The following is a 12615-nucleotide window of genomic DNA, read 5'->3' on the forward strand; positions in this document are numbered from 1 at the left end:
TGCGCGAGCAACGAACAGCGGAGCGCGAAGCCCGAGACGGCGGGGGCCGGCCGCTAGCGTGCCCGTCATGAGCAGGCACGATGTCTTGGCGGCGGTGGGCACGGCGATCAGTGGTGCTCGGCGGGCCGGGCACGTCACGTTCGTCGGCGTGGACGGAGTGGACGGCGCCGGGAAGACGGTGTTCGCCGACGCGCTCGGGGACGCGCTCCGCGAGGACGGGCACCCGGTGGTGCGGGTGTCCGTGGACGGGTTCCACCGGCCGCGCGTGGAGCGGTACCGGCGCGGGGCGCGCTCGCCCGAGGGATTCTTCCTCGACTCCTACGACTACGACGCGTTCCGCCGTGAGGTGCTGCGGCCGCTCGCTCCGGGCGGGGAGCGGCGGTACCGCGCGGCGATCCGGGACGTCGCGTCCGACGAGGTCGTCGACGAGCCGCAGCGCGTCGCGCCGGCGGACGCCGTCCTCGTCGTCGACGGGATCTTCCTGCACCGCGACGAGCTCGCCGGCGTCTGGGACGTCTCGGTGTTCCTTGACGTGCCCTTCGCTGAGACGTTCGCGCGGATGGCGGTCCGCGACGGCTGCCCGGCCGATCCGGGCGACGAGGCCAACCGTCGCTACGTCGAGGGCCAGCGGATCTACCTCGCGCGATGCGAGCCGGCGAGTCGAGCCACGTTCGTCGTCGACAACACCGACCCGGCACGGCCCACCGTGCGCACTCGGCGCGCCCTGGTCACGCGCACGCGCTGAGCCACCCACGGCACTAGGGAGCGGCTGTTCGTTGCTCGGACACCGGTTCGTCGGCCCGAAGCGACGACCCGGCGCGGGCACGACGAACCGCTACGCCGAACCCGCGAACCGGGGGCGGCGCGCATGCACCCGCGTGCAGTGCGCGCGCGGAGCTCAGGAGCAGTGCTCCGAGGGTCAGGAGAGGAGAGCGCCCAGGAGGGCGGAGACGCCCAGGCCGACCAGGACCCACGCCACCATGCTGCCGACCAGGTACCCGACGTACGCCAGGCGGCGCGCGGGCGACCCCTCGAAGCGCGGCGCGGGGGTCCAGCGGACCCTCTCCACGAACCGGCGCAGTCGCATGCCGAGAGCGGGGGAGGCGGGGCGGGCGGGGGACAGGGTGACGGCGGACACGACGTGCTCCTCGTGGGACTCAGCTGGAGTGGCGCCGGGGTCGCCGGCACCCCTCATCGTCCCACACTCTGGACAATTGACCAGGGCCCTCGGTCCCCCGTCCGGGTATCGTCACCCGGTGCTTCACCCGATCGAGCTGCTCGCGCCGCGCCGGCTCGGCACCGGCTTCCGGTGGGTGCTCGCGTCCTCCTGGACGACGAACCTCGCCGACGGGCTGGTGCTCGCGGCCGGCCCCCTGCTCGTGGCCTCCCGCACCCACGACGCGTTCCTCGTCGCGCTCGCGGCGACCGTGCAGTGGTTGCCGCCGCTGGTGTTCGGGCTGTGGGCCGGCGCGCTGACGGACCGGCTCGACCGCCGCCGGCTCGTCATCACGGTCGACGTGGTGCGCGCGCTCGTCGTCGGGATGCTGGCGACCGCGGTGGTGCTCGACGCCGCGCCCATCGCCCTGGTGCTCGCGGCGCTGTTCCTGCTCGGGACCGCCGAGACGTTCGCGGACAACGCGTCGAGCACGCTCGTGCCGATGCTCGTCGCACGCGACGACCTCGCCGCCGCCAACCAGCGGATCCAGGCGGGCTTCCTCACGATCAACCAGATGATCGCCCCACCGATCGGCGCGGCGATGTTCGCGGTGGGTCAGGCGACTCCGTTCGCGACGTACGGTGTGCTCGTCCTGGCGGGTGCGGTGCTGGTCTCGCGGCTGCGCCTGCCCCCGCACGGGCTGCAGCGGCACGAGCGCAGCCACATCCGCGCGGACATCGCCGAGGGCGTGCGCTGGACCTGGCGGCACCCCGCCGTGCGCACGCTCGTGCTGACGATCTTCATCTTCAACGTGACGTTCGGCGCCGCGTGGTCGGTGCTCGTGCTCTACGCGCAGCAACGCCTCGGGCTGGGCGCGGTCGGGTTCGGCGTCATCACCACCGTCCAGGCGGTCGGCGGGCTCGTCGGGACCGCGACGTACGGGTGGCTCACGCGGCGGGTCACGCTCGCGAACCTCATGCGGATCGGCCTCATCATCGAGACCCTCACGCACCTGGCGCTCGCGCTGACGACGACCGCGTGGGTCGCGATGGGCGTGTTCTTCGTCTTCGGCGCGCACGCGTTCGTGTGGGGCACGACGAGCGTGACGGTGCGTCAGCGCGCCGTGCCGACCGCCTTGCAGGGCCGGGTCGGGTCGGTGAACCTCGTCGGGGTCTTCGGCGGGCTGGTGATCGGGTCGGCGGTCGGCGGCGCCCTCGCGCAGCACTACGGCGTGACGGCGCCGTTCTGGTTCGCGTTCGCCGGCTCGGCCGTGTTCGTCGTCGTGATCTGGCGTCAGCTGCGGCACGTCGCGCACACCGACGAGCAGGAGCAGCCCCTGGACGTGGGCGACGCGGACGGGGGCGACGCGGACGGGGGCGACCTGCACGGGGGCCCGGACGGGGGCCCGGGCGAGGGCCTGGGCGAGGGCACCGCCCAGGGGCGCGACGAGGTCGACGAGCGCCTGACGTAACCCCCGGGTCGCCGCGGACACTTCTGGGTGTGAGCACAGACCAGCCGAGCGACGCGCAGCGGTTCTCCGAGCTGTGGGACCGGTACGCGCCGCGGATCCAGGCCTACGCGCTGCGTCACGTCGCCCGCGACGAGGCGCCCGAGATCGTCGCCGAGACGTTCCTGGTCGCGTGGCGTCGGCTGGTCGACGTCCCCGGCGAGCCGCTGCCCTGGCTGCTCGTCGTCGCCCGCAACACCGTCGCGTCCCACCACCGTTCGCGCCACCGCGCTCGCGTGCTGTCAGACGAGCTCGCTCGCCTGCACGCCGTCGTGGCCCCTGACTCGTCCGCACCGGACGAGGTCGTCCTCGAACGCGACGCGTTGCTGCGAGCCCTGGCGGCCCTGACCCCGATCGAGCGGGAGGCCCTCCTGCTCGTCGCGTGGGACGGGTTGCTGCCCGCGCAGGCGGCCGCCGTGGCCGGCTGCTCGACCACCGCGTTCAAGGTGCGTCTGCACCGTGCGCGCCGACGGCTCGACGCGGCGGTCGCCGCCGAGCCCGGCGCACCCGAGGCGCGCGCCGCCCTGACCCTCGTCTCCCAGGAAGGCTGACCGATGGCCCCGCTGAACCTCACGGACCTGCGGCCCGACCGCACGATCGACCCCGACGGCCTCGCCGCCGCTCACGACCTGCTGCACGCCCGCATCGACGCGGGCACCGCCCCGACGACCGTCGTCGACCTCGCGCCGCGCCGCCGCAGGGGCGCGGCGCGGCTCGGCCTCGTCGGCGCTGCCGCTGCGGCCGCTGCGGTCGTCACGCTCGTGCTCCCCAACCCGACGGACACGGCCGCGTTCGCGGGCTGGACGGCGGTGCCCGCGCAGCTCGACGCGGCCGACACCGCGGCCGCCGGTGAGCAGTGCCTGGCGCTGCGCACCGGTGTCGCGGGCACCGGGCCGGACGCTCCGACGAACCTCGCCGACGCGAAGGCGGTCCTCGCCGACCGCCGCGGCGAGACGACGTTCACCGTGCTCAGCTCCGGGGCCGGGCTGCAGTCGTGCCTGATCGGACCGCGCACGCGGGTGTCGATGGTGCTGTCCGGGGCCGGAGGCGACGCGGTCACGTCGTGGGACGTCGGTGCCCAGAACCCCGGCACCGCCGAGACGGCGCCCGACACCCAGCTGAGCGTCGGTGTCGTGGGGCCGGACGCGACGCCCACGGCCGACGGGGCGACCTACGCCACGGGTGGGATCGAGGGGGTCGGCTCCGACGAGCCGTGGGGGTACGGCATCGGGCGCGTCGGGGCGGATGTGACGTCCGTCGACGTGCACCTCAGCGACGGCAGCGTCGTGCAGGCGAGCGTCGCGGGCGGGGTGTGGGCCGCGTGGTGGCCGACGCAGGAGCTCGTCGCGCAGGTCGTGCCGACGCTCGCCGACGGCACGGTCGGGCAGTCCCCCGAGATCGACACCGGGACGCTCGAGCTCACGCTCGACGAGGCAGCCGAGGGCGCCCCGACCTCCGACGAGTCGCCCGAGGAGTCGGTCGGCGAGGGGACTCCAGGCTCCGGCGACTGAGCAGCCGACCGAGCAGCCGACCGGGCAGCACTGCCCGGCACTGAGGCGCGGCGTCCTGAGAGGGCGCCGCGCCTCGGCGCGCCGACCTGTCGGGTGTCGACCTGTCGGGCGTCGACCTGTCGAGTGGCGTCGGCCGCGCGCGTCATCCCCTCGACGGCCGCCACCGGTGCGGGCAGAGTGAGACCGACGAGGGAAGGACGTGGGATGGACGGCCCGACGACGAGCCCGGCATGACCGACGAGCACGACGACCCGGTCCGCGCGGCGCTCGACGAGGCGTGGCGGTCGAGCTGGTCGCGCGTGGTCGCGCTGCTCGTCGCGCAGTACCGCCGCCCCGACCTCGCGGAGGACGCCGCCGCCGACGCGTTCGAGGCCGCAGCCCGCACGTGGCGCTCGTCGGGCGTGCCCACCAACCCGGGCGCGTGGCTGCTCACCGCCGCGCGCCGACGCGTGCTCGACCGCCTCCGCAGCGAGGCCGTGCACCGACGCAAGGAGCCCCTGATGGCCGTCGACGACGAGATGCGCGCGCTGGCCGCCGCAGCGGTCGCCGTCGACCCGGGCGGGCACGTCGCGGACGAGCAGCTGCGTCTCGTGTTCGCGTGCTGTCACCCCGCGATCGCGGCCGACGACCGCGTCGCGCTGACGTTGCGGTTCGTCGTCGGCCTGCCGACGAGCGAGATCGCGCGGCTGCAGCTCGTGCAGGAGACGACGATGGCGGCGCGGATCACGCGCGCGAAGAAGCGGCTCGCGTCGTCCGACATCCCGTTCGAGACGCCCGCTCCGGAGGCACTCGCGGACCGCCTCGACGTGGTGGCCACGGTCGTGTACCTGATGTTCACCTCCGCCTACCAGCCCGGCGCGGACGGGCTGCGCGTCGACCTGGGGAACGAGGCGATCCGGCTCGCCCGCACGCTCGACGAGCTGCTCCCGGGCCAAGCCGTGGTCCGTGCGCTGCTCGCGCTCATGCTGCTGCAGCACTCGCGCCGCGACGCGCGCCTCGACGACGCGGGCGACCTCGTCCTGCTGCCGGACCAGGACCGGGCCCGCTGGCACCACGACGAGATCGCCCAGGGTGTCGCGCTGCTCGAGTCGCTCCCGGAGCGCACGGACTCCCGGCTCACGACCGAGTACCGGCTGCAGGCGATGGTCGCCGCCGAGCACGCGACCGCCCCGACGCCGGATGCGACGCGCTGGCCGGTGATCGCGGACCTGTACCTGCAGCTCGAGCTGGTGACGGGTTCGCCGGTCGTGCGCCTCGCGCGCGCGGTCGCGCTCGCCGAGGCCGAGCGGCCGAGCGCGGGCCTCGCCCTGCTCGAGGGTCTGGACGACGCGCTGCCGCACCACCACCGCGTGCCGTCGGTGCGCGCCGAGCTGCTGGCGCGCGCGGGCGAGGTCGACGACGCGGTCCGCGCGTACGACCGCGCGATCGCGATGGCGACGAGCCCCGCCGAGCTCCGGCACCTGCGCTCGCGCCGCGCCGCACTCGTCGGCGCCGACGCCGAGAACGGCACTCCCCGCGCCGACAGCACACCGGACGCAGGCTCGGGTCAGCCGGCGAGCAGCAGGTAGAGCAGCGCGCCGTTGAGCGCGACGACCAGCGCGACGACCGCGACGAGCACGACGTGCAGGCGCGTGCGCGTCCGCGCCTCGCCCATGACCTCGCGCGAGCGCGTGAGCCTGACCAGCGGGATCATCGCGAACGGGATGCCGAAGCTCAGCACGACCTGCGACACGACGAGCGTCCACGTCGGGTCCGCGCCCCACGCGAGCAGCAGCACCGCGGGGACGATGGTCGCGGAGCGGCGCGCCAGGATCGGGATCCGCTTGTGCAGCAGCCCGGCCATGATCGTCGCGCCGGCGTACGAGCCGACCGACGTCGACGCGAGCCCCGAGGCGAGCAGCCCGATCGCGAACGCGACGCCGACGACCGGGCCCAGCGCGTCGGTGATCGCGGCGTGCGCGCCCTCGATCGAGTCCGTGCCCGGCACCCCGCGCAGGCCCGAGGCCGCGAGCAGCAGCAGGCCGATGTTGACCAGGCCGGCGACGACGAGCGCGAGCCCCACGTCCCAGCGTGTCGCGCGCAGCAGGCGGTCGCGCCACGGCCCGGCTTCGGCGTACCCGTGGCGGTCGCGCGCGAGCGCGGAGTGCACGTAGATCGCGTGCGGCATGACGGTCGCGCCGAGCATCGATGCGGCGAGCAGCACGGAGTCGCTGCCCTCGAACCGCGGGACCAGCCCGGACAGCACGCCGCGCGCATCGGGCGGGCTCACGACGAGCCCCGCGAGGAACCCGACGGTGATGACGGCCAGCAGCGCGACGATCACGTGCTCGAACCGGCGCTGGCCGAACCGGTCCTGCGTGCCGAGCAGCGCGAGCGAGACCAGCCCGACGATCACGCCGCCGAGCCACAGCGGCACGCCGAACAGCAGGTGCAGCGCGATGGCCCCGCCGACGACCTCGGCGATGTCGGTCGCGGCGGCGACGAGCTCGGCCTGCGCCCAGAACGCGAGCCGCGGCCCGCGGCGCAGGCGGTCCCCCAGGACGTCGGGCAGCGACCGGCCGGTGACCAGCCCGAGCTTGGCCGACTGGTACTGCACCAGCACGGCCATGGCGTTGGCGGCGACGAGCACCCAGAGCAGCAGGTACCCGTAGCGCGCCCCGGCGGTGAGGTTCGCGGCGACGTTCCCCGGGTCGACGTAGGCGATCGCGGCGACGAACGCCGGCCCGAGCAGCAGCGGGCCGCGGGGGCGGCGGGCCGGTCGCCGCAGCGTGGTGCGCGCCGCCGCGGGAGCCTGCGTCATTCGGTCATCCTCCATCAGAAGTTCGGTGATCCGAACTCTACGCCGGGACGACGACGGAGGGAGGGTCTTCCTGCGACTCGGCGCCCTCTCGTCGTGGCGTGCCGCCGGCCCGACCGCGTCAGGCCGCGGCGACCTCGCGGACCCAGGTGCCGTCGGTGGTGGGCGCGAAGCCCACGCTCCGGAAGTAGTCCCGGTTCGCCGGGACGGGGTCGACGACCAGACGCTCGAACCCGCGCTCGCGGAACACCCCGGAGCGGCGGTACACGAACTCCCCGGGCGTGAAGTCCCGGAACCGCGGCGTCACGTAGTCCATGAGCACGCGCGCCGTGCCGGCGCCCTCGTCGCGCACCTGCACCACGCCGACGGTCTCGTCGCCCCGCACGACGAGGAAGGCGGCCGACGCCTCGTCGGGCGCCCCGCCCGCGACCCCGCCGGGACCCGCGGCCACGGCGCCACGCCCGGGCTCGAACTTCGCCATGTCGGACGCGTGCACCGCCAGGACCCGGCCCAGGTAGGCATCGTCGGGGGCGACCTCGACGACCTCGTACGCGGCCTCGTCGTGCCGCTCGCGCAGCAGGCGCACGAGCCAGTAGACGTCGATGATCGTGATCGCCGCGTTCATGGCGGCGAACGGCCACACGTCGATCGCGATGTTGTACGCGGTGGCGATCGCCGCACCCGCCAGGTTCATCACCCGGAAGCGCAGCACGCGGGCCTGCATGAGCGAGACGACGACCAGCACGGAGCCGGTCCAGCCGATGACCTCGAGCCAGTTCATGCCCCGAGCGTAGGCGTCCGCAATTGCGTGGCGCGCAGGACCCACCCGGGCGCACGCTGACGTCCATGACCACCGTCCGAGAGGTACCCGTGACGGCCACGGCGACGGAGCCGGCGGCCGCACTGCTGCGCGCGTACGTCGACGCGTGCAACGACGTGTCGCGCTCCGTCTGGGGCACCGACGACTACCGGCGCGAGCCCGCCGAGATGCTCGAGGCGATGCGCGAGAAGCCGTACGAGACGTTCGTCCGCCTGGTCGCGCTCGACGACGAGCACGCCGACGTCCCCGACGACGAGATCCCGCTGGAGGCCGTGCTCGGCACGGGCGTCGTGGTGCTCCCGCAGCAGGACAACCTGACCTGGGCGTACGTCGGCGCCACGGTCCGGCCCGCCCACCGCGGACGCGGCGTCGGCTCGACGATCCTCGACGCGTGCCTCGCCCTCGCGCGCGAGAACGGCCGCACCACGCTCATGGCGGAGACCGACCACCGCGCCGAGCCGCCCGAGGGCCCGGAGTCCCTCACCGCACCCACGGGTTCGGGGCGGGTCCCGCTCGACGAGGCCGGCGTACGGTTCCTGACCCAGCGCGGCTGGGACCTCGAGCAGGTCGCGCGGCGTTCGGTGCTGCCGCTGCCGCTCGACCCCGCCGTCGTCGAGGAGCAGCGGGCGCGCGCCGCCCTGGCCGCGGGCGACGACTACCGCACGGTCAGCTGGGACGGCCCGGTCCCTGACGAGTGGGTCGAGGCGATGGCCGCGCTCTACACCGAGATGAGCGACGCACCGCCGATGGGCGGGCTCGAGTACGAGCAGGACCAGTGGGACGCCGCGCGCGTGCGCCACCACGACGACGAGCACGTCAAGCGCGGCATCCAGAGCTGGACGACCGTCGCGCAGCACGTCCCGTCCGGCGCGCTCGTCGGGTACACGACGCTCATGGAGGTCCCCCCGGTGCGCGACCTCGTGCACCAGGAGGACACGCTCGTGGCCGCGGCGCACCGCGGGCACCGGCTCGGCATGCTGCTCAAGGCGACGAACCTGCAGCGCCTGGCCGCCGCGCGGCCCGACGCCCGGCGCATCGACACGTGGAACGCCGAGGAGAACGGGCACATGCTCGCGATCAACGTCGACCTGGGCTTCCGACCCGCCGGGTGCTCCGGCGAGTGGCAGCTCAAGCTCGGCACGGCCCACGGACAGACGACACCCTGACGGCGCGCGTCAGCGCTCTGCGTCGGCGCGAGCCAGCGGGTCTCACGGTCGGCGGACGCTCGTCGTCGCGCGCGCCGGTCAGGGCTGCGGGTCGGTGGCGGGCTGGTCCGCCGAGGTCGGGGGGTCCGTCGGCTCGTCGGCCAGCAGGCGGTACAGGTCGCGGCGGGCCGCGTCGATCGCGGCGACGGCCCGCGCGACCTGGGCGGCCGTCCCGGTCCGGGCGACCTGCTCGGCCGCGCCCGCGAGCGCGCCGACCGCGTGGTGCAGCGCACGGCCGGGGTGCTCGGCATCGTCGTCCGACGAGGCCTGCCACGGGTCGCCCAGGTCGCCGACGTGCTCGGTGACGTAGGTGCCGCCGGCCTCGGTGAGCGTCGCGAGCTTGCGGCCCGACTCGCTCACGATCGCGACGAGGCCCTCGTCCTCGAGCGCCGAGAGCGCGGGGTAGATCGCGCCCGGGCTCGGCCGCCACCGCCCCTGCGTGCGCTCGTCGATCTCCTGGATGAGCTGATAGCCGTGCATCGGCTGCTCGGCGAGCAGCAGCAGGATCGCGGCGCGGGTGTCCCCGCGCCCGGCCCGGCGGCCACGGCCGCGGTGACCCTCGGGGCCACCGAAGCCCCAGGGCGGGCCGAACCCGCGCGGTCCGCGAGGACCGTCGCCCCACGGGCCACGCGGCCCGAAGCCCGGGCCACCAGGTCCACCGGGTCCGCCGGGGCCACGTCGGGCACGCTCGGGCCCGTCCCAGCCGGCCGCCCAGGGGCCGCGCTCGGGACGCCGACGGCGTTGGCCGCGCTCGCGGCCGGTGAGGTTCTCGATCGGGTCGGGGCGCTGGTCGCGCCTCCCGCACCCGGAGTCGTCGTGCTCTCGCATGGGGTGCCTCCTGGCATCTGGGTCGTCGGACATCGACGACGACGTAACGATATATCGTTGATACATCGCAGACAACCCCTCTGCCACGCCCTGCCGGACTGCGCCGCGCCCCACACCCACACCCATCAACCCGCGACCCAGCGTCTGCTCCGGCTATCCGCCCCCTTTCCCTGAGCAACCCCTGGCTCGCGGGGAGGGGAGCGGGGAGGGGGAGGGGGCGGGGGCGGGGAGGGGGCGGGGAGCGGGGAGGGGCGGAGAGGGAGCGGGGCGGAGAGGGAGCGGGGGCGGGAGCGCAGCGCACCGGCTCGGGTTTGCGGGGGGCGGGGCCGGTAGAGTCCCGCGCCGGAGGTGGACCCGTGCTCCTGCTCGCGCTCGTCGCAGCGGTCGTCGGCGCGCTCGCCGCGTGGCAGGTCGGCCGGATGCGTCGGCGCGACGACCGCCGCCTCCTGCTCATGACCGCGGGCGTCGTGGTCGCGTTCATCGGTCTGGGCGTCGTCGCCTGGCAGTCGCACGCGGGGCGGGTGGCCCACGTCGCTCTCGTCGTCGGCTACGTCCTGACGTACCTGCTCATCCCCACCCGCGCGCCCACCGACAGGTGACCGGACACCCCACCCCGCGACACCCACCCGCGACCCAGCGCCCACTCCGGCCATCCGGCGCCATCCCCGGAGCAAACCCTGTCTCGCGGGCGGTCCGCGGTTCGCGGGCGGTCCGCGGCTCGCGGGCGGTCCGCGGCTCGCGGGCTGCGTGGGTGCGTCAGCGGAAGGCGGCGGCGGGGACTCCGGCGGCCTGCCACCACATCGACCAGCGCGCCGCGACGTCGTCGAACGTCGCGGAGTCGACGCCGTACACCGACAGGACCGCGGTCACGGTGCCGTGCGGCGGGTGGGACCCGATCGGCGCCTCGCGCACCACCAGCAGCGCGTCGGTGACCGCGTGCAGGTCGATGCCGAACTGGTGGTCGGACTTGTAGATCACCTTGCCGCCGAGCATCGAGCCGTCCGGGCGACGCGCCTCCAGGTGCCCGCCCACGGGCACCCCGTGCACGCCGTGCATCCCGACGCGGTCGAGCAGGCGGTCCCGGCGCGTGCCCGCGTCGAGGTCGACGACGCTCAGCGTCCGCCGGTCCCGCCCGAGCTGCTTGGCGAGCGCGAACTGCAGCTGGTGCGCGTTCGCGATCCAGTCCTCGTCGACCTCGTCCATGTTGCCGTCGAACCGCACGGGCAACGCCTCGTGGCTGCGCCGGGTGATGCGCAGCCGCGTGAGGTGCGGCTGGTGCGCGGCGGCGGTCACCGCCAGGACGTCGTGGTTCGGCCAGGTGAGCGTGTGGGTCGTCGCGTCGTGGTCGACCTCGCGGCGCTCGGTCGGGATGTCGGTGAACGCGTGCGTCTCGTCGTCGATGCCGGGCCGGTCCCAGCCGTACCAGCGACGCACGAGCGTGGGCTCACGCAGGTGCTCCCAGACGCTTGCGAGTCCCACCGGGATCTCGAGCGACACGATCTCGCGACGATCGAGGGCCAACACGAGCCTCACCTGCCTGACGACCTCGGCGACGTGCTCCTTGCTTGGACGCTAGCCCGCGACAAGGTCGGGCGCACCTCCGGCGTCGGGTCGGTCAGCGGCCGAGGACGACGACCGCCTCCCGCACGACGCGCAGCCGCACCTCGTCCCCCGCGGCGGGCAGGTCGAGCACGCCGACGGCGGGCGTCGCGACGGTGACCTCGCCGATCCCGGGGACCGCGACGTGCAGCGTCGGGCTGCCCCGGCGCGTGCGCACGGCGAGCACCATGCCCGTCAGCGTCGCGTCCCCGGCGGACGCGCCGGGCCCGACGAGCGCGCCCGGCGGGAGGGCGAGCGTCGCGTCCGCGGGGGCGCGCACGGCGTCGCGCAGGGCCGCAGGAGCCTCGCGCGCGACGACGAACGCCTCGTACCCGAGGAACCGCGCGACCTGCTCGTCGGCCGGCGCGCGCCACAGGTCCGCGGGCGTCCCGAGCTGCAGCAGCCGCCCGGAGGCCATGACGGCGACGCGGTCGGCGACGACGAACGCCTCGTCCTGGTCGTGCGTGACGAACAGCGCGGTCGTGCCCGTGGCCAGCAGCGCGGTGCGCAGGTCCAGCGCGAGGCGCTCGCGCAGCGAGCGGTCGAGGGCCGAGAGCGGCTCGTCGAGCAGCAGCAGGCGGGGCGCGGGGGCCAGTGCCCGCGCGAGCGCGACGCGCTGCCGCTCACCGCCGGACAGCGTCGCGACGGCTCGGCCCCCGGCGCCGGGCAGCCCGACGAGCTCGAGCAGGTGCTCGACGCGCGCGGCGACCTGACCGCGCGGCCGGCCGGCCAGGCCGTAGGCGATGTTGCCCGCGACGTCGCGGTGCGTGAACAGCTGGCCGTCCTGGAACATCAGGCCGAAGTCGCGGCGGTGCACCGGCACGTCGACGACCGATCCGCCGTCCCACGTGAGGTCGCCGCCGGCCAACGGCTCCAGGCCCGCGACCGCGCGCAGCAGCGACGACTTGCCGCAGCCCGACGGCCCGAGCAGCGCGAGCACCTCGCCGCGCGCCACGTCCAGGCTGACCCCGTCCACGGCGGTCGTCGGGGCGGCACCGCGACGCGACGCGGGGTACCGGACCACGACGTCCCGCACTCCGAGACCCGCCCGACCGACCTCGCCCGCCGCGTGCGCCGCGTCACCGCCGGGCTCGCTCGTCGTCGGGGGCGCCGGCGCTCCTGCGCGCGTGCTCGTCGTGCCCGATGTCGTCGTGCCCGATGTCGTCGTGCTCGGTGTCGTCGTGCCCGGTGT

Annotated in this window: 13 protein-coding genes; 7 read left to right on the forward strand and 6 right to left on the reverse strand. The window is 75.2% G+C overall.

Annotation, left to right across the window (positions count from 1 at the left end):
- Positions 1-67: 67 nt before the first annotated feature.
- On the forward strand, positions 68-745 hold the full coding sequence (locus tag CGE01nite_RS09345) for a nucleoside/nucleotide kinase family protein (protein ID WP_229747599.1): 678 nt from the start codon (positions 68-70) through the stop codon (positions 743-745).
- A gap of 174 nt (positions 746-919) precedes the next feature.
- On the opposite strand, the gene CGE01nite_RS09350 is transcribed toward CGE01nite_RS09345, so the two are convergent.
- Positions 920-1138, reverse strand: a complete 219-nt coding sequence (locus CGE01nite_RS09350; protein ID WP_048344503.1) for a hypothetical protein — start codon at positions 1136-1138, stop codon at positions 920-922.
- Positions 1139-1256: 118 nt separating this feature from the next.
- Here CGE01nite_RS09350 and CGE01nite_RS09355 point away from each other — a divergent pair, with 118 nt between their 5' ends.
- The 4 genes from CGE01nite_RS09355 to CGE01nite_RS09370 all read left to right on the forward strand — a co-directional run bounded on the left by CGE01nite_RS09355 (position 1257) and on the right by CGE01nite_RS09370 (position 5742).
- Positions 1257-2627: an MFS transporter gene (locus CGE01nite_RS09355; RefSeq protein WP_141370494.1), complete on the forward strand. Its 1371-nt coding sequence runs from the start codon at positions 1257-1259 to the stop codon at positions 2625-2627.
- Between the two features lie 29 nt (positions 2628-2656).
- Positions 2657-3214 carry an RNA polymerase sigma factor gene (locus tag CGE01nite_RS09360; protein ID WP_141370496.1) on the forward strand — a complete coding sequence of 186 codons (558 nt, stop codon included), beginning with the start codon at positions 2657-2659 and terminating at the stop codon, positions 3212-3214.
- 3 nt (positions 3215-3217) lie between these two features.
- Positions 3218-4174 (forward strand): hypothetical protein, encoded by a 957-nt coding sequence (locus tag CGE01nite_RS09365; protein WP_141370498.1) that lies wholly within the window; start codon positions 3218-3220, stop codon positions 4172-4174.
- Positions 4175-4404: 230 nt separating this feature from the next.
- Positions 4405-5742: an RNA polymerase sigma factor gene (locus CGE01nite_RS09370; RefSeq protein ID WP_141370500.1), complete on the forward strand. Its 1338-nt coding sequence runs from the start codon at positions 4405-4407 to the stop codon at positions 5740-5742.
- Here CGE01nite_RS09370 and CGE01nite_RS09375 read toward each other — a convergent pair.
- Together CGE01nite_RS09375 and CGE01nite_RS09380 are read right to left on the reverse strand one after the other, a co-directional pair.
- Positions 5721-6974 carry an Nramp family divalent metal transporter gene (locus CGE01nite_RS09375; protein ID WP_048344459.1) on the reverse strand — a complete coding sequence of 418 codons (1254 nt, stop codon included), beginning with the start codon at positions 6972-6974 and terminating at the stop codon, positions 5721-5723. The two genes, CGE01nite_RS09370 and CGE01nite_RS09375, sit on opposite strands and share 22 nt — an antisense overlap.
- 118 nt (positions 6975-7092) lie before the next feature.
- Entirely contained in the window at positions 7093-7752 is a 660-nt protein-coding gene (locus CGE01nite_RS09380) for a hypothetical protein (RefSeq protein ID WP_048344458.1), read from the reverse strand.
- Positions 7753-7817: 65 nt separating this feature from the next.
- Here CGE01nite_RS09380 and CGE01nite_RS09385 point away from each other — a divergent pair, with 65 nt between their 5' ends.
- Positions 7818-8957 carry a GNAT family N-acetyltransferase gene (locus CGE01nite_RS09385; RefSeq protein ID WP_141370501.1) on the forward strand — a complete coding sequence of 380 codons (1140 nt, stop codon included), beginning with the start codon at positions 7818-7820 and terminating at the stop codon, positions 8955-8957.
- A 78-nt stretch (positions 8958-9035) separates the two neighbouring features.
- Here the strand turns inward: CGE01nite_RS09385 and CGE01nite_RS09390 are convergent, their stop codons facing one another.
- A complete protein-coding gene (locus CGE01nite_RS09390) occupies positions 9036-9824 on the reverse strand; it encodes a PadR family transcriptional regulator (protein ID WP_048344456.1) in 789 nt (262 codons plus the stop codon).
- A 356-nt stretch (positions 9825-10180) separates the two neighbouring features.
- Here CGE01nite_RS09390 and CGE01nite_RS09400 point away from each other — a divergent pair, with 356 nt between their 5' ends.
- Complete coding sequence (locus CGE01nite_RS09400) at positions 10181-10423, forward strand: hypothetical protein (protein ID WP_141370504.1); 243 nt, start codon at positions 10181-10183, stop codon at positions 10421-10423.
- 157 nt (positions 10424-10580) lie between these two features.
- Here CGE01nite_RS09400 and CGE01nite_RS09405 read toward each other — a convergent pair whose 3' ends face one another.
- Together CGE01nite_RS09405 and CGE01nite_RS09410 are read right to left on the reverse strand one after the other, a co-directional pair.
- Entirely contained in the window at positions 10581-11357 is a 777-nt protein-coding gene (locus CGE01nite_RS09405; RefSeq protein ID WP_255318489.1) for a hypothetical protein, read from the reverse strand.
- Between the two features lie 82 nt (positions 11358-11439).
- On the reverse strand, positions 11440-12459 hold the full coding sequence (locus CGE01nite_RS09410) for an ABC transporter ATP-binding protein (RefSeq protein ID WP_141370527.1): 1020 nt from the start codon (positions 12457-12459) through the stop codon (positions 11440-11442).
- Positions 12460-12615: the final 156 nt, after the last annotated feature.

The organism is Cellulomonas gelida (genome assembly GCF_006538725.1).
Lineage (GTDB): Bacteria > Actinomycetota > Actinomycetes > Actinomycetales > Cellulomonadaceae > Cellulomonas > Cellulomonas gelida.